The organism is Psychrosphaera sp. F3M07, assembly GCF_018860345.1.
GTDB lineage: Bacteria > Pseudomonadota > Gammaproteobacteria > Enterobacterales > Alteromonadaceae > Psychrosphaera > Psychrosphaera aquimarina.
On the sequence record NZ_JAHKPJ010000025.1, the window covers coordinates 253,186 to 274,357 of the forward strand.

The 21,172-nt window shown below is 37.5% G+C and carries 21 protein-coding genes; 7 read left to right on the forward strand and 14 right to left on the reverse strand.

Going from position 1 to position 21,172, the window contains the following annotated elements; translation table 11 throughout:
• The 7 genes from dnaB to KO505_RS15210 form a co-directional block, all read right to left on the reverse strand.
• Complete coding sequence (gene dnaB, locus KO505_RS15180) at positions 1-1,401, reverse strand: replicative DNA helicase (RefSeq protein ID WP_216056303.1); 1,401 nt, start codon at positions 1,399-1,401, stop codon at positions 1-3.
• A gap of 169 nt (positions 1,402-1,570) precedes the next feature.
• Positions 1,571-2,539, reverse strand: a complete 969-nt coding sequence (locus KO505_RS15185; RefSeq protein WP_216056304.1) for a DUF4097 family beta strand repeat-containing protein — start codon at positions 2,537-2,539, stop codon at positions 1,571-1,573.
• 22 nt (positions 2,540-2,561) lie between these two features.
• Positions 2,562-3,071: a hypothetical protein gene (locus KO505_RS15190; protein ID WP_216056305.1), complete on the reverse strand. Its 510-nt coding sequence runs from the start codon at positions 3,069-3,071 to the stop codon at positions 2,562-2,564.
• 4 nt (positions 3,072-3,075) lie between these two features.
• Positions 3,076-3,666 carry an RNA polymerase sigma factor gene (locus tag KO505_RS15195; protein ID WP_216056495.1) on the reverse strand — a complete coding sequence of 197 codons (591 nt, stop codon included), beginning with the start codon at positions 3,664-3,666 and terminating at the stop codon, positions 3,076-3,078.
• Positions 3,667-3,912: 246 nt separating this feature from the next.
• Positions 3,913-4,122, reverse strand: coding sequence for a cold-shock protein (locus KO505_RS15200; RefSeq protein WP_216056306.1), 210 nt, complete (start codon positions 4,120-4,122; stop codon positions 3,913-3,915).
• Between the two features lie 259 nt (positions 4,123-4,381).
• Complete coding sequence (locus KO505_RS15205; protein ID WP_216056307.1) at positions 4,382-6,232, reverse strand: ATP-binding protein; 1,851 nt, start codon at positions 6,230-6,232, stop codon at positions 4,382-4,384.
• A 28-nt stretch (positions 6,233-6,260) separates the two neighbouring features.
• Positions 6,261-6,443, reverse strand: a complete 183-nt coding sequence (locus KO505_RS15210) for a DUF1289 domain-containing protein (protein ID WP_216056308.1) — start codon at positions 6,441-6,443, stop codon at positions 6,261-6,263.
• Positions 6,444-6,542: 99 nt separating this feature from the next.
• On the opposite strand from KO505_RS15210, the gene KO505_RS15215 reads away from it, so the two are divergent.
• Both KO505_RS15215 and KO505_RS15220 read left to right on the forward strand, forming a co-directional pair.
• The gene (locus tag KO505_RS15215; protein ID WP_216056309.1) at positions 6,543-6,803 is read left to right on the forward strand and encodes a GrxA family glutaredoxin; all 261 of its coding nucleotides are present in this window, start codon (positions 6,543-6,545) and stop codon (positions 6,801-6,803) included.
• Between the two features lie 181 nt (positions 6,804-6,984).
• Entirely contained in the window at positions 6,985-8,286 is a 1,302-nt protein-coding gene (locus tag KO505_RS15220; protein WP_216056310.1) for an inosine/guanosine kinase, read from the forward strand.
• A 105-nt stretch (positions 8,287-8,391) separates the two neighbouring features.
• Here KO505_RS15220 and pckA read toward each other — a convergent pair whose 3' ends face one another.
• The 5 genes from pckA to hutI form a co-directional block, all read right to left on the reverse strand.
• A complete protein-coding gene (gene pckA / locus KO505_RS15225; protein WP_216056311.1) occupies positions 8,392-9,999 on the reverse strand; it encodes a phosphoenolpyruvate carboxykinase (ATP) in 1,608 nt (535 codons plus the stop codon).
• A gap of 436 nt (positions 10,000-10,435) precedes the next feature.
• Positions 10,436-11,104 carry an SCO family protein gene (locus KO505_RS15230; RefSeq protein ID WP_216056312.1) on the reverse strand — a complete coding sequence of 223 codons (669 nt, stop codon included), beginning with the start codon at positions 11,102-11,104 and terminating at the stop codon, positions 10,436-10,438.
• Positions 11,079-11,645, reverse strand: coding sequence for a toxin-antitoxin system YwqK family antitoxin (locus KO505_RS15235; protein ID WP_371820012.1), 567 nt, complete (start codon positions 11,643-11,645; stop codon positions 11,079-11,081). The genes KO505_RS15230 and KO505_RS15235 overlap by 26 nt, the downstream gene beginning before the upstream one ends.
• On the reverse strand, positions 11,632-12,393 hold the full coding sequence (locus tag KO505_RS15240) for a YHYH protein (protein WP_216056313.1): 762 nt from the start codon (positions 12,391-12,393) through the stop codon (positions 11,632-11,634). Before KO505_RS15240 ends, KO505_RS15235 begins: the two co-directional genes overlap by 14 nt.
• Before the next feature lie 70 nt (positions 12,394-12,463).
• Entirely contained in the window at positions 12,464-13,702 is a 1,239-nt protein-coding gene (gene hutI / locus KO505_RS15245; protein ID WP_252731824.1) for an imidazolonepropionase, read from the reverse strand.
• A gap of 171 nt (positions 13,703-13,873) precedes the next feature.
• Here hutI and hutC point away from each other — a divergent pair, with 171 nt between their 5' ends.
• The 4 genes from hutC to KO505_RS15265 all read left to right on the forward strand — a co-directional run bounded on the left by hutC (position 13,874) and on the right by KO505_RS15265 (position 19,491).
• Positions 13,874-14,581 (forward strand): histidine utilization repressor, encoded by a 708-nt coding sequence (gene hutC / locus KO505_RS15250; protein ID WP_216056314.1) that lies wholly within the window; start codon positions 13,874-13,876, stop codon positions 14,579-14,581.
• A gap of 73 nt (positions 14,582-14,654) precedes the next feature.
• A complete protein-coding gene (hutU, locus tag KO505_RS15255; RefSeq protein WP_216056315.1) occupies positions 14,655-16,328 on the forward strand; it encodes a urocanate hydratase in 1,674 nt (557 codons plus the stop codon).
• Positions 16,329-16,396: 68 nt separating this feature from the next.
• A complete protein-coding gene (hutH, locus tag KO505_RS15260) occupies positions 16,397-17,914 on the forward strand; it encodes a histidine ammonia-lyase (protein ID WP_216056316.1) in 1,518 nt (505 codons plus the stop codon).
• 233 nt (positions 17,915-18,147) lie between these two features.
• Complete coding sequence (locus KO505_RS15265) at positions 18,148-19,491, forward strand: MATE family efflux transporter (RefSeq protein ID WP_216056317.1); 1,344 nt, start codon at positions 18,148-18,150, stop codon at positions 19,489-19,491.
• A 6-nt stretch (positions 19,492-19,497) separates the two neighbouring features.
• Here the strand turns inward: KO505_RS15265 and KO505_RS15270 are convergent, their stop codons facing one another.
• Positions 19,498-20,001: a hypothetical protein gene (locus KO505_RS15270; protein ID WP_216056318.1), complete on the reverse strand. Its 504-nt coding sequence runs from the start codon at positions 19,999-20,001 to the stop codon at positions 19,498-19,500.
• A gap of 176 nt (positions 20,002-20,177) precedes the next feature.
• Here KO505_RS15270 and KO505_RS15275 point away from each other — a divergent pair, with 176 nt between their 5' ends.
• Positions 20,178-20,561, forward strand: a complete 384-nt coding sequence (locus tag KO505_RS15275) for an iron chaperone (protein WP_216056319.1) — start codon at positions 20,178-20,180, stop codon at positions 20,559-20,561.
• 30 nt (positions 20,562-20,591) lie between these two features.
• Here the strand turns inward: KO505_RS15275 and KO505_RS15280 are convergent, their stop codons facing one another.
• Positions 20,592-21,167 (reverse strand): rhomboid family intramembrane serine protease, encoded by a 576-nt coding sequence (locus tag KO505_RS15280; protein WP_216056320.1) that lies wholly within the window; start codon positions 21,165-21,167, stop codon positions 20,592-20,594.
• Positions 21,168-21,172: the final 5 nt, after the last annotated feature.

A 21,172-nucleotide genomic window follows, 5' to 3' on the forward strand; every position in this document is an offset into this window, starting at 1 on the left:
TTAATCGTCAAAAAAAGCATTACCCGAATAATTATCAAATCGGGAATAATGAAGTTGAGTGGTTAACCTAATTCGTCCAATTGGACCATTACGGTGTTTACCTATGATGATTTCAGCCGTACCTTTATCCGCTGAGTCTTCGTGGTAAACCTCATCTCGATAAATAAACATGATCAAATCAGCATCTTGCTCAATTGACCCTGACTCCCTTAAATCTGAGTTTACCGGACGTTTATCAGCTCGTTGTTCCAAACCACGGTTTAACTGAGCAAGGGCAATAACCGGGATTTCTAATTCTTTTGCTAACGCTTTAAGTGAAGCGGAAATATCTGCGATTTCTAAAGTACGATTATCTTTAAATTCTGGTGAGCGCATTAACTGTAAGTAATCTATCATTATCATAGATAAACCACCGTGTTCACGAGCGATTCTTCTGGCTCTTGAACGTAACTCTGTCGGGGTTAATCCAGACGAATCATCAATATAAAGCTTACCTTTCTCCTGCATTAAGCCCATTGTACTGGCAAGACGAGCCCAATCATCATCATCTAAATTACCAGTACGAACTTTGGTTTGGTCAATGCGACCTAACGAGGCCAACATCCTCATCATGATAGAGTCCGCCGGCATTTCTAAACTAAATACTAATGCCGGCTTATCTGAAGTTAACGCCGCCGTTTCTACTAAGTTCATGGCAAATGTGGTTTTACCCATAGATGGTCGTGCAGCCACAATAATAAGATCTGATGGCTGAAATCCACTGGTCATTTTATCTAGATCATTAAAGCCACTCGTTAATCCGGTTACACCATCATTGTCGGTACGCATTAGCTCTTCAATCTTGTCGACAGTCGACGATAAGATTGAGTTTAAGTCTTTTGGCCCTTCATTTTTATTTTCACGTTGTTCAGCTATCTTGAAAACACGTGACTCAGCAAAATCTAATAACTCTTCACTGCTTTTACCTTCAGGGTTATAACAGGCATCGGCAACTTCATTTGCGGTACCAATTAATTCTCTAACGACCGCTCTTTCTCGAACAATTTCAGCATAGGCAACAATATTAGCAGCACTCGGAGTGTTTTTAGCAATTTCACCGAGATAAGCGAATCCACCCACGTCTTCTAAAATTTTATCTTTTTCTAATGCCTCTGAAACAGTGATCAAATCAATCGGATGGTTTTTGATCATCAAAGACGCCATAGCAGCAAAAATTTGCTTATGTTGGCGTAAGTAAAAATCACCTTTTACGACTTTCTCAGCAACACGATCCCACGCATTATTATCTAACATAAGTCCACCAAGTACTGATTGTTCAGCTTCAACGGAATGAGGTGGGACTTTGAGCGATGCTATTTGAGCATCTTGTTCTTTTGCAGATTTAAATGATGACTTTGCCATGGGTTCGTTTCATACAACTAGGAGTGATATAAGACTGAACATTCTATCGGAATAACTGAAGTTATCAATAACTCAACTCAGTCTATTGTTCTATTTACTCATAAATAAAAGCCCCAACATGAATATCAATATTGGGGCTGGTAACTGGACATTTGTATTTTATCTATCGCTATTTTTTGTTAAGAGTCACATCACCACTGACTGTGTCTATTTGTACTTCTGCACTACCGGTTCCCATACGAAATCTCAATGATTCTCCAGGTCCGTATTTGGCTTCTCTCGATTTATCTTTTGTCAGACGGTTAGTGATATCTCCACCAGCATGGGTTTCGACATTAAAGTTTGCCGACACATCACCGTCAAAGTAAATACCCAGACCTCCACCAACGCTAGAAGCATTAAAGCGGGCATTTTTGTTTAAGCTTAACGTTGCATTAATGTATCCGTTTACGGTACTCACTTCTAGCTCATCTACTAACTTAGCTTTAATTTTAATTTCACCATTTACACTGCTAATACCAATTTCGGTAGCAGACGTATCTGTTTCAATCTCACCATTAACCGTTTCAATTTCCAACTCACCTTGGCTACCTTGATCGTCAATCTCGCCATTAACCGTATTTAGGTTTATTTTTCCGGTTAAACCTTCCGCATTAATGCTTCCATTAACCGTTCCAAGTGCAATTCTGTTATTCAAATTTGCCGCTTTGATATCACCATTTACTGTATTTAATTTAGTTCCGCCTTTTATCCCTTGGGCGTTAACGTCAACGTTTACACCTTCAAAGCGCAAACTATTATTATCAGGCATCATAATTTCTAATTGGGAACCATCATCATCATTCCAATTACCCCAACGATTTTGAGGCATATTTACTTTAAAATAAACCTCTCCATCTTCATCAACTTGGATTGTGTATCCGTCTGCATCATCGGATAATTCGCCGGTAATTTTCACCTGATTTTTATCCCATGCTTTGATCACTACATTACCCGACATAACATCTACAGTGACTTTACCTTTAACTTGTGTTTCTACCAACTCGTTAACTTTTTCGCCTGCGAACACATTCATTGACAACATGCATAGCGCACCTAACATGCTCACTTTCCAACTTTGGTTAATCATGTTTTTCATCTTCATTTCCTTTCTGCTTTCTTTAAATTTGGTGATAACGTTTTAATTGAGGTTTATAAGCTTGCTTAATTAAGCTTATTTGTTTTTGATAAACCTGATTTAACATTTTCATTAATGCCGGATCTTCCGGCTGACTTTCTAATGCTTTAATTAGAGACTTCTCCGCCCGTTCTAATTCCGCCATCGAACTTTGCCAATTATTAATAATTGGACGTTCTAAATTTACGTTTTGTAATAACTGTTTTTTCTGAATCTCATAACTTGCTACAAGCGGATTGAGCCAGTTGTTATGCATCGATTGACTACTTCCAGAACTTAACCAAATCCCTAAAACCAAGGCTATTGGAGTAAACGCTGCCGCGATCTTGCCAATCTGAAACCAATTAACTTCATTTTGATATATATTTTGTTGAGGCGTCTTTGCAATCGCTTGTTCAATGCCTACCCACAAATCTCGATCTGGTGTTAACTCTTTAGGCAACTCTTGCGCTTGAGCTAACACATCTTTTTGTTTGATATTGTCTGTACTCATAACATCACCCATTTAACTCTGAATTAATGGCCAATTGTAATAACTGTTTAGCCCTATGATATTGCGACTTACTTGAGCCAACAGCGATTTGCAATTCTTGACTAATCTCTTCATGTCGCCAACCTTCAACTGCAAATAAAACAAAAACGATTCTGGCTTGTTCTGGCAATTTAGCTATGTGTTTATCTAAACCACTGCGACTTAAATCATGATTAGATTGCTCATCGTTTACTTCTAAATTTGATAATGCGGTTTCGTTTTGTTGATCCGAACCAAACCATGAACGCCACCATTTTTTTTGTTTTCGCATGTGACTGATAGCCACATTACTTGCCACCGAATACAACCATGTTGAGAACTTACTGTCCCCTCTAAAGTTATGTACTTTTTGCCATATTTGTACAAAAACCTCTTGAGTGATGTCTTCTGCAATTTCACGGTCGCCAGATAAACGTAAACACAACGCATAAACTCGATTGCCATATAAATCGTAGAGTTTTCTTAATGCCGATTGTTCACCCCGTTTTAATTGGGCAACGATTACGTCGTCATTTTCTGCTTTATTAGTTCGCCCTTGAAATTGTTCTGGGGCAATCACATTTGATGACACAAGTAAGTTTCTCTTTATTAGTTTCTGTTGTGTGGTTGATTAGTATCATATGAAACAAAAAAGGTTTAAAAGAATATAAATTTATTTGTTAACTAAGGAAAATTATAAAGGGATTGAGAAATAATAGAATTGAGTTATATGGGAAATGAAAATTGGAAGTGAGAACAAGTGGGTAAATTACAGGCATAAAAAAAGCGGCTTAAAAGCCACTTTTTTTTTAGAATTAGAAAATTAAGCTAATTCAACGTTTGCTGCTTGCAAACCTTTTTGACCGTCTTCAACTTCGAAAGAAACCGCTTGGCCTTCTTTTAAAGTTTTGAATCCGTCACCAGCGATAGCACGGAAATGAACGAATACGTCCTTGCCGCCATTATCTTGAGTAAGAAATCCGTAACCTTTCTCTTCGTTGAACCATTTAACTGTACCAGTCGATTTAGACATATAAACCTCGATTTAAATTTACTTTTTTAGGACACAACATGTGCCGACATTATCTTCAAAGGGAAATATTAAATTGCGATGTAACTTATGGAAGGATAACGTCTCAATATCGACCAAAAAATTGAGTCTAGAGGTTTATAAACACATGAAGCAAATAACAATATTAAATATGTCTCTGTAAAGACGAAACAGATAATAGCACATAATTTTAATAAAGCTCATTAAATGTCCATTGATATGCAAAAAAAATCGTATTTTTTTATTCTTTTTCCATATATAGGCTAAATATTGAACCTATCACTTTTGTTTTTTGATAATTATTATCCACCTGAATATCAGCCTGATTGTGTTGAGCTAGTAATTTACAAAGTGGCAATCCTGTACAACAAGTTTCAATAGAGGTTCCATCATTTATTTCTTGTAAATCAAATATGCTTAATTGTTTATGCTCTAAAATACCTAAACCGGTATCTGCGATTATTAATTCAATTCGTTGTTCTGCCTGATACTGAGATGTAATCTGTATCGAAGCCTCTTGTAAGTTATATAAAACCGAGTTATGTAATAGTTCGTAAATGATCTTTTGCAGGTGGTCTTCGGTAAATCTCACAACGACTTCTGTGTTTACATCATTAATGACACTTATTTTCTTTGCACTTATAGCATCTTCAAGCACAACTAAGGTTTTATCTATCATGGTTTTTAAATTGATAGTTTGAAAACGAATAGGCTCTTGCTCTGCTTGTAATGTACATATTAAATCCAAGTTATATAATTTATGTATAACTTCGTTAGTTATTTGGTTTTCTGATTCATTTTGCGCAATGAGATAGCGGGTGAAGTGAGACATAAACATGTTTTGTTTACGATTATTTTTTCTAGTGAATTCAACTAACAGCTCTTTTTGCCGTTCAACTTCTTTCACCTTATGTTCAAGTCTTGCGTTTTGTTGAACAAGGATTTTCTTCTGTAATTGCTGGTTAACGTTATTTCGCATAACCGCAATATATACATATTGACCATGAAGATTAATTCTATTAATTGATACTGAAACTGGTATCGCAACGCCATGCTCATGTAATAAATGAAGATCTAAAAATTGTTGTTGGAATAAATAATCACTGTACAACAGCTTTTGTAATTGTTTTTTAGATTGGCTGGATATTAAATTAAATACATTGGCATTTTTTACTTGTTCATCAATCAACCCCAATAACTCACAAAAACCGTCATTATTTTTTAATATTGAACCATCCTCAGAAAAGGCCAAAATGCCATCCATTGAATTCGCCATCAACACTTCTGATATCAAACTTTTTTCTAACAATACGTCAAATGACTTTTGGATATTGCTCGACACCAATAACTCTTCTTTCATTTCAGCTGTTTTTTGCCAAACACGGTTAAACTTGGCTAGCCAATTAGATTCTAATTTTTGGATATCTAAAATATCGTTCACGCCCACTTTTATCGCAAACTCAATAAACTTAAAACTAGATAATGATGTTTGCTCTCCATATACAATCGCGCCAATTAAAGGATAAGTTTGTTTAATTTTTTCCAATTGCCCTAACCTGTCCTTATTTTCAGTGATATTAACTAGAACAAGGTCAACGCCCTGTAATAACGTTAAATTAACCTCATGCGTTAAGGTGCAAGGTATATGAGCTTGAGATAAAACAGAATTTATTTGAAATGCACTTTCAGGTGTACTATCGATAACTACGACATTGGGTAAGTTGATGGTTTTGTCTTCTAACCAATAAGGTTCGATGATTGAAACAATTTCAAAATTTGACAATGCACTCGACAATGGATTTATTTGACGCTTTATAGGCCAAGGGATTAATGGTTTATTCGGATTAAAAAGGATAAATAATGGGATATTTGGCAATGTATCTAAAAGAGAGTGAACGACATGTAAGGGAACGGTTTGCTCAATAATCAGCATACAAGGTAAATTCTCCATTTCATTTATGGAAAATCGGTCCCACTCACTCCAGTGGACTAACTTCGCTTTAGCTCCATGGATCTGTGCTAACGTTTTAATGCGCATTGCACAGGTGGTGGTGTTATCAACTATCAATAAATGTTTAGGAGTTCGAACCATTAAGCTTACCCTCCGTTGTAATCAGAACTTATTTTCGAGGCTCGGTAAAAGTATGGTTCTTTTTTCTCATATCACAACGACTTAACACATTTTCTTTTTCTTCTATGGTTAACTTCTGCCAACCTGTAATCTCAGTAATATGACGGTAACAACCACAGCAAATATCGTTATCATCCAAACAACACTGTCTTATGCATGGAGACTCAATCATTATTCATCTACTTTTACTATTATCATCATCGGTTTTAATCCATTTAATCTAATAAAATTTTTACATATTATTACATCAATCAGTTTAGAGGAGAATTTTATGTTTACAGTCATTTTTGGTCGTCCAGCTTGCCCATATTGCGTTAGAGCAAAAGAAATTGCGGAACAACTTACTGAAAAACGTGACGATTTTAACTTCCGTTATGTTGATATTCATGCAGAAGGCATTAGCCAAGCCGATCTCGAAAAAACAGTTGGCAAGCCTGTGCAGACCGTTCCTCAGATTTTTATCGACCAAAAACACATTGGCGGTTGTGACGAATTTGAAGCATATGCAAAAGCCAACTTAGATTTATATTAAGCTAAGTTATCATCAGCCTATAATATAATTTGTGGGCTGATATTTCTTTATCCACTGAGTTAGCTCTATTATCAACACAAAACCCTTTAAATTTTTCAACAATTGTTGATAAGTTTATGTTTATTCATCTGTAGACAATTTATAATACCCGCCATTATTTTTAGCACAGTGCAATAAATTCATGCGATTTCCAGGCCGTCGAAAACACAAACATTACTTCCCTGTTGACAAAAAAGATCCATTAACCAATAAGTTAACTACAAAAGTTGAACTTGAACATCCCTATATTGTAGGTATGGATCAAACTATTGTTGATATTGAAGCACATGTACCTGAAACGCTGTTACAACAATTTAAACTGACAAAAGGCTTATCTCAATTAGTACCGAGTGAGATTGCAGAAGCTTTGTATCAATATATTGAAAATAACAATCTTATTATTGACCAACATGCCGGTGGCACTATTGGTAACACTATGCACAACTATTCTGTTTTAGCGGATGATCGTTCGGTACTTTATGGTGTGATGAGTCAAAATATAAAAGTAGGTAATTACGCATATCAGTACTTATGTAATACATCGTCAAAGGTTGATTTACAACACTTACAACCTGTAGACGGTGCCATTGGAAGAGCCTTCACCCTGATCACTGAAGATGGTGAACGCACTTTTGCCATTGACTCAGGCAAGATGAATAGACTTACACCTGAATTTATCGATGAAGATTTAATTAAGAATTCTTGTGCATTTGTCGTGAGCGCTTATTTTACCCGTTGCAGTGGCGAGGATACGTTAGATAAAGCCGCGCTTAAAGCTATTGAATATGCCAACAAACATAATGTGCCGGTTGTACTCACCTTAGGCACTCGTTTTATGATTGATGAAAAACCACAATGGTGGCGTGATTTCATTAAACAACATGTGCAAGTATTAGCCATGAATGAAGAAGAAGCAGAAGCTTTAGTCGGTACCAGCGATCCATTGTTAGCAGCCGAAGCTGCATTAGATTTAGCTGATTTAGTCCTTTGCACCGCTGGGCCACAAGGACTCTATATGGCTGGCTTTACAGACGAAAACTTTAAACGTAGTACGCAATACCCATTATTACCTGGCAGCATTCCCGAATTTAATCGCTATGAATATTCAAGACCGTTACCACAAACTCAATGCTCTGCACCAATAAAGATATATTCTCATATTGCGCCTTATATGGGAGGCCCAGATAAAATCAAAAATACTAATGGTGCAGGTGATGGCGCTTTGGCGGCGGTATTACATGATATTGCGTCTAATGCTTATCACTCAATGAACGTACCGGAATCAAGTAAACATACTGTGCCTGCGATCACCTACTCTTCTTTGGCTCAAATATGTAAATACGCCAATCGAGTCAGTTTTGAGGTGTTATCACAAAGCTCACCACGTTTATCAAAAGGTTTACCTGAAAGAGAAGACAGCTTAGAACAAGCTTATTGGCATTAACCTCTGAATATTAAAAGCTAAACTCATAAGCATAAAAAAGCCTTTGTTTCTTCAAAATAACAAAGGCTTTTTATTAGCTTTTATAACCTACTCTTTAGCTAAAACTTATAGCTGAGGACCTGCTGCAACTAACGACTGACCTTCTTCATTATCAGTAAACTGAACGAAGTTATCAATAAACAAACCAGCTAAACTTTCCGCTTTCTCTTGCCATTGCGCCTCATCAACATAGGTATCTCTTGGATCTAAAATGCCAGTATCACAATTAGCTAATTCAGTTGGTACTTCCAAGTTAAAAATTGGGATGATTTTGGTAGGTACATTTTCGATTGAACCATCCAAGATAGAGTCGATAATCGCACGAGTATCTTTAATCGAGATTCGCTTACCGCTGCCATTCCAACCTGTATTAACTAAGTAAGCTTCTGATCCAGATGCGTTCATACGCTCAACTAACACTTCTGCGTATTTAGTCGGGTGTAAGGTTAAAAATGCCTTACCAAAACAAGATGAGAACGTTGGTAATGGCTCAGTAATGCCTCGTTCAGTACCGGCTAATTTAGCAGTAAAGCCAGATAAGAAATGATACTTAGTTTGTTCATCGGTTAGCTTAGATACAGGAGGTAAAACACCAAAGGCATCAGCCGTTAAGAAAATAACTTTTTTGGCATGCCCTGCTTTAGATACTGGCTTCACAATGTTATCAATGTGATTGATTGGGTATGATACTCGAGTATTTTGAGTCACAGAACCGTCAGTAAAATCAATTTTACCATTTTCATCAACCGTAACATTCTCTAATAAAGCATCACGGCGAATTGCATTATAAATATCAGGCTCACTTTCTTTATCTAGGTCGATAGTTTTAGCGTAACAACCTCCTTCAAAGTTAAATACGCCATCCTCATCCCAGCCATGTTCATCATCGCCGATCAATTCACGTTTAGGGTCTGTTGATAAAGTTGTTTTACCTGTACCTGATAAACCAAAAAATATAGCAACATCACCTTCTTTACCCACATTAGCTGAGCAATGCATTGATGCCATACCTTGTAACGGAAGGTAATAGTTCATCATAGCGAACATACCTTTTTTCATTTCGCCGCCGTACCAAGTACCACCAATGATCTGCATTTTTTCAGTTAAATTGAATACGGTAAATACGTCTGAATTTAAGCCTTGTTCTTGCCAATTAGGATTAGATGTTTTAGAACCATTCATCACAACAAAGTCAGGCTCACCGTAGTTTTCCAACTCTGCTTCTGTAGGACGGATAAACATGTTTTTAACAAAGTGGGCTTGCCACGCAACTTCCGTAATGAACCGTACCTTAAGTCGTACTTTTTCATTAGCACCACAAAATGTATCAACAACAAATAATTTTTTACCTGAAAGTTGTTTACTGACTAAACCTTTAAGATCTTGCCAAATTTCTTTAGAGATAGGTTTGTTATCATTTGGAGCAGTTTTAGAGTTCCACCACATTGTGTCTTTTGTGATCTCATCTTCTACTATAAATTTATCTTTTGGTGAACGACCGGTAAATATACCAGTGCTAACGTTAATGGCACCAAGTTCAGTGACTGTTCCTTTTTCGTAACCTGTTAAGGCTGGATTAGTCTCTTCTTCATACAGCACATCGTATGAAGGGTTATATATAACTTCATTAACATCTGTTATGCCGTACTGCGATAAATCTATATTTTTAGCCATTTAAGTTCACCGAATCATAGTTAAATTTAAAAAGAAATCTGTATAGATAAATGGATTCTTTGCTAACACCCACTTATCTATAAAGACTAATGCTCTACTTAAACATGCTAATTTGTAACTTAACAAACGACCTTGCATGGCATTCTAACGTAATTACTCTGTTTTTTGTAGTGTGATATGAAAGTTTTACAAACTAATTACGAAAATTAAATTTTTACATTTAAAAACAGATAGTTAGAACGTTAAATGTCAAAACATTGAATTACAAAACATAAACTTTTAGTTATAAGTTATGGCTAAATATGGAATTATTTGATCGTCACTTTGTCGTTTAAAGGAATGTGACTGTAGGAAATAGAGTGGATATGTTATCTATTCAGATATAGATTGTGAGCAAAAGGTAACAACCCTGTTATTACCTTTTGAGAGAAGAACATTATTTAGATTGGGAGATCTCTTTTTGTAGAGTGTTAATATCTGTAATTAAGTGGTTAATAGATGTTTTATTCAAACCATTGTAGATACCGCGAATATGGCGATTGTGATCAACAAGGACGATATTCTCTGTATGGAGGAAATCATTGTTACTGACATACTCTCCTAAATCCTCATTTGCAAAATAGTCTTCTCGGGCAATCGTATAGATATCTTCTCTTTTACCTGTGACTAAATGCCATTTACCTGCCTGTATATCATTTTCATCTGCGTAGTCTTGTAGAACTTCTACAGTGTCATTTTCCGGTTGGATAGAATGCGAGATAATATATACATCATTATTATCTCTAAACTCTGTTTGCACGTTAGCTAACTGAGATTGCATTTTGGGACATATACCGGGACAAGACGTAAAGAAAAAGCTAGCCAAATATATTTTCCCTTTCATGTCTTCTTGAGTGACAAATTCTCCCAGTTGATTCATAAACTTAAAATCTGAAATTTTATGAAAATCAGTTAACTCTTTACTATCAGGCTTTAACCAATTAGGTGTAAATTCTGGCCCATTATAATAAGGTAAATTATTATCTTTAAGTGAACTCTCTGCCAAACTAATATTGGTATACAAGATTGTGGTCAGGACACTAATTACTAACAATAACTTTTTCATCTTCTAACTCCACACACATGTTTGAGCGTTTAAGTCCGTAAATTCGCCCATTAATATACTCATAATTACTAAATAACTTTCCGTTTCGACGCCAGGCTTGTTGTAAGCCGGACTCTTGACCTTGGTCGTAATGTAACTTCTTAAACTTCTCGCCAGTGGCATACCATTGCAAAGAATCGCCATGAACTTTACCCAGCTCATAGTTACTTACCGATCTTAAATTCCCATTGCTCCACCAGCTTTTCGTTTTTCCGTGTAAACGGCCATTTTCATATAATGAGTGAAAGCTCAATTTTCCATTAGGGAACCATTGCTTTAAATAACCATGGCGCAAACCATTTTGAAAACTAGCTAACTTGGCAGTAGTACCATTGGGGTAAAACGAAATAACATCACCGGTGAAAGGTTTACCTTGATAAATACGTAAGCCATTGTTAGCAGATAACGTTATCTCGTTACTATTAACTTGTGTTGGTGTTGTTTCAAAGTTTAAAACAAACAACACAGGCAATAGTAATAGAATTAAACTAGCGTATCGCACTAGCTGTACCTTGGTAGTTACCAGGGAATAAAATATAGTATGAACCTAAGTACACTTCGTTTTCTATATGGTAGTGGTATTCTTCACTCTCACTATGTTGTGTTTGTGCGGTATGTCCGCCTGATTCATCTAAGTCTGTAGGATAAGTACCTGTGGAATTACATTTACGACCATAAAGAAAAAATCCGTCGCTGATAACCCCAATTAAATTACTATCGTCATCAGAAAATGAAATAGGCTCTAAATGGTAATGAAAACTTTGCGGGCCAGTATGAGCACCATTAAAATCCAAACTACCAATTGCTCCATCTAAAGGAATACCTGGACCTTCTTCATCATTGTAAATAACAGAACCACTCACCGCTATACCAATAGCGCCGAGGCCTGTTGAAGATGAGTTTGTTGCTTTTTCTGGCGAGGATGAGACAGTTAACGTATACGTCCCGACAAAATCATCAATGTCACCGGGTGCCATTTTTTGATAAGTAGTTACTGTCGGTTCGACAAATAGTTCATGCTCAGAAGACCAATAAGGGGAGGTATGATTTGGGAGGCCATTCGTTTCAATAATGACCTCTGAGCCGCTTAAAACAACACTTACATTGTTGCTATCAAATTCTGCGAATGCAGAATGTAAAACACCGTCACTTGTTGTCGTGGTGTTATCTTCCGAATCAACAGAGTCACAACCTACTAACGCAACACTTACCAGTAAAACCGTTAAATTTAATAATCTTAAAGAATTCATAGTTGCTCCTATTATTTTGAATATGAATAATAAGAGCTAAATGTGCAAAAAATGAGAATTGAGTATAAAGTTACAAACTTACTTTTTTGCCTTCCACCCAAGAAGTTAATAGCGGATTAATCCCAAACGTATAAGCAAGTTCTGCCGGGTGCTGAATATCCCACAAACACAGATCTGCACTTTGCCCCTGTTCTATCGTCCCTTTATTATCAAGACCTAATGCCAAAGCCGCATTTTTGGTCACTCCCAGTACTGTTTCTTCAGGGGTCAATTTAAACTGCGTACACGCCATGTGTAACATCAACTTTAATGAACACAAAGGCGAAGAGCCTGGATTGAAGTCACTGCCAATTGCTATAGGTACATTGGCTTGTCTAAGTTGAGTAATTGGCGGTAACTTAGTTTCCGACAAGGTATAAAATGCCCCCGGTAATAAAACAGCAACGGTATTGTTTTGTTGCATCGCCTTAATGCTGTTGTCAGATAAATACTCTAAATGATCGGCAGACAAACCATGATAATTTGCAACTAACTCGGCACCAGACAAATCACTTAACTGCTCAGCATGTAACTTAACTGGTAAATTTAATGCTTTAGCCTTATCGAACAACTTGCTCATTTGTTTAGGTGAAAAGCCGATATTTTCGCAAAATCCATCAACCGCATCCGCTAGCCCTAAATCGGCCACTAAAGGTAATGTTTCATTTACTAATAAATCAATATAACCATCGGCATTATCTTTAAATTCAGGCGGTATAGCATGAGCCCCCAAGAAGCTTGTTTTTACATTAATTGGAAGCTGCCCCCCTACTTTACGGGCAACTTTTAGCATTTTAATTTCAGTATCAGTATCTAACCCATAACCCGATTTAATTTCTAAACTAGTCACACCCTCAGACATAAGTTGTGTTGCTCGTTTTATAGCTAAATCTAACAGCTCTTGTTCTGTTGCCGCTCTCGTGGCTTTAACCGTTGATATGATACCGCCACCTTGTTTTGCAATTTCTTCATAACTAACACCCGTCAATCGTTGCTCAAATTCATTGGCACGATTACCGGCAAAAACCAAATGGGTATGACAATCAATAAGCCCGGGTGATAAATACTTACCTTGTCCATTTACCGTTTCAACCGCTTGAAAGTTTGGAGCTTGTTTCTGCTCACCAACCCAAACGATGTTTTGGTTATGAATAGCAACTAAACCGTTTTGTATTAATCCATAAGCATTATTTACCGTAGATGACATCGTCATCACATGAACATTATTAATCACTAAATCAACAACTTGCATGGCTTCTTTTAAACTCATCACAACACCTAAACTTGGCAAATTAAATCTTAATGTCAAAACTATAATACAATTAAGTTGTATATACATCTTTAATATGGCATTTTCTTACACACGCTCAAAGATGTATATACAATTTGTGTCTGAACTTTTATGCATCAGACACCTAGACAAGAACTCTGGTTATCAAACATGGCTGCAAAGTTTCAACAAATAAAAAAACATATTTTGACAAAAATTGAATCTGGCGAATGGCAAGAAAATGATCCTGTCCCTTCTGAAAACAAACTGGCTGAAGACTTTTCAGTCAGCCGAATGACAGCTCGACGAGCGTTAGAGGAATTAAACCAACAAGGTTTATTAATTCGCACCAAAGGTTCAGGTACTTTTGTTGCGTCTTTAAAAAACCAAGGTTCTATGTTTGAAATTCGTGATATCGCGGATGAAATTAAAGAACGGGGTCATACACACCAAGCAATCCAAATTCAATTAGAACAAGTAATTGCTTCTACATCGATTGCTATCGCTCTAGATGTTGCTATTGACAGTCCAATTGCACACTCCATTATTGTGCATCAAGAAAATGGCAAACCAGTGCAACTAGAAGAACGTTTTGTTAATCCCAAACTTGCCCCAGAATATTTGTCACAAGATTTTAAACAAACCTCACCACATGAGTATTTAACTCAAGTCGCTCCGTTGACTGAAGCGCAGCATACGATCGAAGCTATCGCCCCGAACGCTCAAGTATGTGAGTGGTTACAATTAACCAACCAAGAACCTTGTTTGCAGTTAACGCGTAAGACTTCAAGTAAAAATGGCGTGGTTTGTTTTGCTCAAATTATCTACCCAGGGTCCAGTTACCGATTGAGCGGCCATTTAACGTTCAAAAATACTTAACCTTTAATAACACCAATAATTAATCAAAAGTGGACTACGTTATATCCACTATCTTTATTAAGAGAATTAAATTATGACTGATAAACGATTAGACCTAAGCAGAAATATCAAAGCCGCTACAGGCACAACAATAACAGCGAAGTCTTGGTTAACCGAAGCAGCAAAACGCATGTTGATGAATAACTTAGATAATGACGTTGCCGAACATCCTCAAAGTCTTGTGGTGTATGGAGGTATTGGACGTGCGGCTCGTGACTGGCAAGCTTATGACAAAATCGTTGAAGTCTTAGACCAATTGGAAGATGACCAAACGCTATTAATCCAATCAGGTAAACCCGTTGGCGTTTTCACCACTCATGAAAATGCGCCCCGCGTATTAATTGCCAACTCAAACCTAGTGCCGCACTGGGCTAATTGGGAACACTTTAACGAGTTAGATAAACAAGGTCTGATGATGTACGGCCAAATGACCGCAGGCTCTTGGATATACATTGGCTCACAAGGCATAGTCCAAGGTACATACGAAACTTTTGTTGCCATGGCCAAACAGCACTTTGACGGTAATGCTGCTGGAAAGTGGGTATTAACTGGCGGTTTAGGCGGCATGGGTGGTGCACAACCACTTGCGGCCACCATGGCTGGTTTTTGTGCCTTAGTGGTTGAATGTGATGAGTCTCGTATCGACTTTCGGATTAAAACACGTTATGTCGATAAAAAAGCCACATCATTAGATCAGGCTTTATCCATGATCAATGAAGCCACAGCAAAAGGCGAAGCTATTTCAGTTGGCTTATTAGGTAACGCGGCAGATGTATTTCCAGAGTTAGTTAAACGTGGCATTACACCGGATGTGGTGACCGATCAAACATCAGCACACGACCCATTAAATGGATATTTACCATTAGGTTGGAGCATGGAACATGCTGCCGATATGCGTAAAAAAGATGAAGCTGCGGTAGTGAAAGCCGCCAAACAATCCATGGCAGTGCAAGTGCAAGCAATGTTGGATTTACAAGACGCTGGCGCAGCAACCACAGACTACGGCAATAATATTCGACAAATGGCATTTGAAGAAGGTATTAAAAACGCATTTGATTTCCCAGGTTTTGTACCTGCTTATGTCCGTCCTTTATTTTGTGAAGGCATTGGACCTTTCCGCTGGGTTGCCTTATCAGGTGATCCTGAAGATATTTATAAAACCGACGCCAAAGTGAAAGAACTTATTCCTGATAATCCGCACTTACATAATTGGTTAGACATGGCCCGAGAACGCATTCAATTCCAAGGCCTACCAGCTCGTATATGTTGGATTGGTTTAAAAGACCGTGCGCGTATTGCTCGAGCTTTTAATGAAATGGTGAAAAATGGCGAATTATCTGCCCCTGTTGTTATTGGTCGAGATCACCTTGATTCAGGTTCAGTGGCAAGTCCAAACCGTGAAACAGAAGCCATGTTGGATGGATCTGACGCGGTTTCAGATTGGCCTTTATTAAACGCCTTATTAAATACAGCCGGTGGTGCCACTTGGGTATCCATTCATCATGGCGGCGGCGTAGGCATGGGGTTCAGTCAACACTCAGGTGTTGTCATAGTTGCGGATGGCACTGATGCTGCTGATAAACGTATTGCCAATGTATTGTGGAATGACCCAGCCACTGGCGTTATGCGCCATGCCGATGCAGGTTATGACATTGCTAAACAATGCGCTAAAGACCAAGGGTTAAATCTCCCTTCTTTAGAAAATTAATAATAATTTCCACTTTGAAAGCCAAGCAAAATAATAAAGATAATCCTTGGTAAATTAGGAATATAAAAATGAAAACGATCAAATTAATACCCGGTCAACTTGACTTAGATACGCTAAGAGAAGTTTACGAACATCCCGTTAAATTAATTCTGGACGAAAGTGCCTTTGATGCCATTACTCGCAGCCAAGCAGCGGTGCAACAAGTCATAGATGAAGACCGTGTTGTTTACGGCATCAATACAGGCTTTGGTTTATTAGCCAATACTCGTATTTCCAAACAAGAATTAGAGATATTACAGCGTAAAATTGTTCTGTCTCATGCGGCAGGCATTGGCAAATACTTATCTGATAACGTTGTGCGTTTAATGTTGGTATTAAAAATCAATTCACTTTCTCGTGGTTTTTCAGGCATCCGCTTATCGGTGATTCAAGCCTTGATTGATTTGGTAAACCATGAAGTTTATCCATGTGTACCAGAAAAAGGTTCAGTTGGAGCGTCTGGCGATTTAGCGCCATTAGCGCATTTAGTGTTACCTTTGTTAGGTGAAGGTGAAGTACGTATTAATGGCGAAATAAAATCAGGCCGCGAAGGCATGCAACACGCTGGACTATCGCCAATAAACTTAGCACCAAAAGAAGGTTTGGCATTATTAAACGGCACACAAACATCGACAGCTCTGGCCTTACAAGGTTATTTCTTTGCTCAAGATTTATTAGCGTCCTCTATTTTAATTGGTGCTACCTCGTTGGAAGCCGCGCTTGGTTCACGTTCACCGTTTGATGAGCGCATACATTTAGCTCGTGGTCAGCTTGGACAAATAGATGTTGCAACCATGTTCAGAGTGATACTTGAAGATGACTCTGAAGTTGGAAAGTCTCATATCAACTGCGACAAAGTGCAAGATCCTTACTCATTACGTTGCCAACCTCAAGTTCTGGGGGCATGTTTAGATCAAGTACGTCATGCTGGTGATATTCTAAGAATTGAAGCCAATGGAGTCACTGACAACCCGTTAGTGTTTTTGAATGAAGAAGGGGCAGACATAATATCTGGGGGCAATTTCCACGCAGAACCCATTGCTATGATTGCAGACAACTTAGCCATCGCTATTAGTGAAATTGGTGCATTATCCGAACGTAGAATGGCCATGTTAATTGATTCCAATTTAAGTAAATTACCGCCATTTTTAGTTGATAACGGCGGTGTAAATTCAGGTTTTATGATTGCCCAAGTTACCGCGGCAGCCTTAGCGTCTGAGAACAAAACCTTTGCACACCCGGCTTCAGTTGATAGCTTACCAACCAGTGCCAATCAAGAAGACCATGTTTCTATGGCGACGTTTGCAGCAAGAAGATTATGGGATATGTCGGAAAATACATTTTATATTTTGGCAGTAGAGTGGTTGGCTGCCTGCCAAGGATTAGATTTTAGAGCACCGTTAAAATCCACTGACTTAATAGAACAAGGTAAATCACGTCTGCGTTCTGAAGTGCCATTTTATGATGAAGACCGTTACTTTGCGCCAGATATAGAAAAAGCTAAAGTCCTATTACAGAATGGGGCTCTAGCAAAACTCATTCACTGATAAATAGCTTGTTATAAAACGCAGCTCAGGCTGCGTTTTTTATATCAAGAATGTTCACATTTCCAATGTATGTATTCTTAACAACTTCCCTCCACTTCACATTACCTTAACAATGGGAAAACCAATAGAGTTTTACAATTGTCATTCGTATGTTTTCGATATTTACATTAAACTATCTCTATATCTCTTTCCTAAAAAATTCAGTGCTTTTTGACCGTCCCAATTGGAATTAAATGCTAAACAAACAACAAATTAAACAGACCTTAAAATTAGGTTGGCCAATATCACTACAAAACATATTGGTCACGCTCTTGAGCATGATTGACGTGGTTATGGTTAGTCATTTGGGCGATGCGGCTATTGGCGCGGTTGGACTCGGTAATAGAGTCATGTTTGTTGTCATGGTTATTGTGTTAGGACTTAGTTGGGGGGTAGGCATACTAGCCGCGCAATATCATGGTGCAGGCCAAACTAATAAAATTAGATTAAATATAATTATCGGCAGCATATATGGGCTGATGGCATTACTCCCAATCATTATTTTAAACTTCTTTTATGCCGACAGCATATTAAGTTTAGGCACTGAAGATCAAAATGTTATTCACTTAGGGCAGACCTATTTATGGATAACCATGCCAAGCATGGTCTTCGTCGCGGTTATCCAAGTATTAGAAAATGCTCTTAGGAGCATCAACCAAGTTAAATTGCCGCTGCTATTCAGTGTATTTTCTATCTTATTAAATGTGGTATTAAATTATTGGCTAATCAACGGTGGACTTGGTATTGAACCAATGGGCGTTACTGGCGCTGCTATCGCTACAACAGCATCTCGACTATTTCAAATGGTGCTGATGTTACTCATTTTAAAACACATAAAACATCAGTTATCCGTTAAACGTAGTGATTTTAGTTTGTTAAATAATAAAGCCGATTGGCTTAAATTATTAAAACTTGTCGCCCCTATGATGTTTGGTTTTGGCATTTGGTCTTTAGGTTCTTTTTGTTACCAGTTAATTTATGGCCGCATGGGCATTAATGAATTAGCGGTGATCAGTATGTTACTGCCCGTAGAAGGCATCATAATCTCAGTGTTTTTTGGCATTGCCTCAGCCTGTTCTATTTTAGTTGGGCAACATTTAGGTGCTAAAAAGCTAACTGAGGCTTGGAATGTTGCTAAAACGTTCTCACTAATATCCCCTGTTATTGCCATTATTATCGGTGCGCTGTTACTGCTGGCCAAAGATATCATTCTACTGCCTTACCAAGGTGCTTCATTACAATCGTTGGAGTTAGCTAGCCAAGTATTTGTGGTTATTGCACTGCTGTCTTGGATGAAAGTAATTAACATGACTTTAGCTTTAGGGGTGTTACGAGCCGGTGGGGATAACCGTTTCTGCCTGATGACGGATGCCATTGCAATGTGGGTCGTTGCGTTACCTTTAACCTTTTTGGCCGCTTTTTATTGGGAATTAGCGTTTGTTTATGTGGTCATTATTTCTTACTCCGAAGAGTTTATAAAAGCATTCATGTTTGGCGTCAGGGTTAAAAACAAACGTTGGATGAACAACCTAACTTAAACGAATTTATAACGACACTGACGCACTAAATCTATTTTTAGCGTACAAGGTAAGCTCTTGTTCTGCGTTTCCAAACTTGCTTAGTTTAAAAACATTATTTTGCTGAGGCAAAAACTCAAAACTGTTTATTTCTACTAACAACTCATTAGCACCTCTAGGTATCTTACCTAACTTCATCACGATATTGATGTACTCACTATCCATGGTCATACCTTCTTCGCCTAATGCCATAGGATAAGCGCCATATTGCAGCTTAACCGTATTCCTAATGTATAAGGCCAGATATTGTTTAATGTCCGTTTCTGTTAATTCTTTCCCTGCTAAATGAGGAAAATATTCATGCAACGCAGGCTGAACGATTTCGGTAGGAATTGTGATGTGTAACTTACTGTCTATTTTTTCAAAGTCAGCATGAAATACGGCAAGGTTTGTCTCATTGCTACTTGCCACCCCAGAATACAACGTTGCCAATAGCCCTAGACTCATTAGTGTATATTTAACTAAATACATGAAAATACTCTTAATTATCAATAAATTAAATTTGGCGTGTAAGTTCAGATATTAAAATATGAGTTTAATCCTGACCTAATCTATTGAAACTAATGCAATTAATGTGCGCATTGTATTTATATATTTTACATTTGTGACTCTGCTATCATGTTAAAAACATGCTGTTGGGGAAATTTATGCAATACGAAGTGAATACACCAGATCAATACATCAAATGTTTAGATGACGACTGGCGTAAAAGTGTATTAAATCAAATAAGAACAATAATTTTGGACCATGCACCAGAACTGCAAGAACACATTAAATATAAGATGTTAGGTTATGGTTTAAATGATGGCAGTGACAACGTATTTCATTTAAACGCCCAAAAACAACACGTGGGATTATATGTTGGGGATATTTCAAAAATAGATCCTACAGGTGAACTAACGGCCAATTTGGATGTGGGCAAAGGTTGTTTACGTTTTAAAAAATCAACTAAATTAGATAGTGCAAAGTTAACTGAATTCATTACTAAAACGATATCAATGTGGCGCAACAACCAAGATATAGGCTGTTAAACCCCACACTGTAAATACTCAAATAGCGGTTTATTTATCTTCTTCTGATGGTTTTGCCTTAAAGATATAAGCAATAGCAATACCAGAAACAAAACCCCAAAAATGCGCTGCCCAAGAGATATAAGGCAACATATTAAATAACGATAACAAGGCGCCACCAAATAAGACAAAAGATAAAATGGCGCTAAACCAACTGCGTAAACTTGGGTTAAAATAAGCTTGAGTAAATAAAAAGCCTATCAACGCATAGACAAGGCCTGAAGCGCCAACAATTAAACCGCCACTGGCAAACAACCAAGTACCTATACCAGATCCGATAATACCCAGTAAAACAATATACCTAAGCTGTTTACTACCAACCGCTAATCTAACTAAAATTGCCGTGCCTAATAAAGAAACGCTATTTGAAAAGATATGTCCAAATCCCCCATGTAAAAATGGAGAAAAAATTATTCCAATTAATCCTGATAGCGAACGTGGTCGGATACCAAAAACATTTAAGCTGACAAAAGGGATGATCAAATCAATTAAAAATATCCCCCACATTACGGCGAGTAAGATTAAGATATCTTTGGGTAAAAATTTGTTAATTATCGACTCACTCATTTTAT

Coding starts and splice junctions, on each gene's coding strand:
- dnaB (WP_216056303.1), bottom strand. CDS start 1,401: ATGGCAAAGTCATCATTTAAATCTGCAAAAGAACAAGATGCTCAAATA.
- KO505_RS15185 (WP_216056304.1), bottom strand. CDS start 2,539: ATGAAAAACATGATTAACCAAAGTTGGAAAGTGAGCATGTTAGGTGCG.
- KO505_RS15190 (WP_216056305.1), bottom strand. CDS start 3,071: ATGAGTACAGACAATATCAAACAAAAAGATGTGTTAGCTCAAGCGCAA.
- KO505_RS15200 (WP_216056306.1), bottom strand. CDS start 4,122: ATGTCTAAATCGACTGGTACAGTTAAATGGTTCAACGAAGAGAAAGGT.
- KO505_RS15205 (WP_216056307.1), bottom strand. CDS start 6,232: ATGGTTCGAACTCCTAAACATTTATTGATAGTTGATAACACCACCACC.
- KO505_RS15210 (WP_216056308.1), bottom strand. CDS start 6,443: ATGATTGAGTCTCCATGCATAAGACAGTGTTGTTTGGATGATAACGAT.
- KO505_RS15215 (WP_216056309.1), top strand. CDS start 6,543: ATGTTTACAGTCATTTTTGGTCGTCCAGCTTGCCCATATTGCGTTAGA.
- KO505_RS15220 (WP_216056310.1), top strand. CDS start 6,985: ATGCGATTTCCAGGCCGTCGAAAACACAAACATTACTTCCCTGTTGAC.
- pckA (WP_216056311.1), bottom strand. CDS start 9,999: ATGGCTAAAAATATAGATTTATCGCAGTACGGCATAACAGATGTTAAT.
- KO505_RS15230 (WP_216056312.1), bottom strand. CDS start 11,104: ATGAAAAAGTTATTGTTAGTAATTAGTGTCCTGACCACAATCTTGTAT.
- KO505_RS15240 (WP_216056313.1), bottom strand. CDS start 12,393: ATGAATTCTTTAAGATTATTAAATTTAACGGTTTTACTGGTAAGTGTT.
- hutI (WP_252731824.1), bottom strand. CDS start 13,702: ATGAGTTTAAAAGAAGCCATGCAAGTTGTTGATTTAGTGATTAATAAT.
- hutC (WP_216056314.1), top strand. CDS start 13,874: ATGGCTGCAAAGTTTCAACAAATAAAAAAACATATTTTGACAAAAATT.
- hutU (WP_216056315.1), top strand. CDS start 14,655: ATGACTGATAAACGATTAGACCTAAGCAGAAATATCAAAGCCGCTACA.
- hutH (WP_216056316.1), top strand. CDS start 16,397: ATGAAAACGATCAAATTAATACCCGGTCAACTTGACTTAGATACGCTA.
- KO505_RS15265 (WP_216056317.1), top strand. CDS start 18,148: ATGCTAAACAAACAACAAATTAAACAGACCTTAAAATTAGGTTGGCCA.
- KO505_RS15270 (WP_216056318.1), bottom strand. CDS start 20,001: ATGTATTTAGTTAAATATACACTAATGAGTCTAGGGCTATTGGCAACG.
- KO505_RS15275 (WP_216056319.1), top strand. CDS start 20,178: ATGCAATACGAAGTGAATACACCAGATCAATACATCAAATGTTTAGAT.
- KO505_RS15280 (WP_216056320.1), bottom strand. CDS start 21,167: ATGAGTGAGTCGATAATTAACAAATTTTTACCCAAAGATATCTTAATC.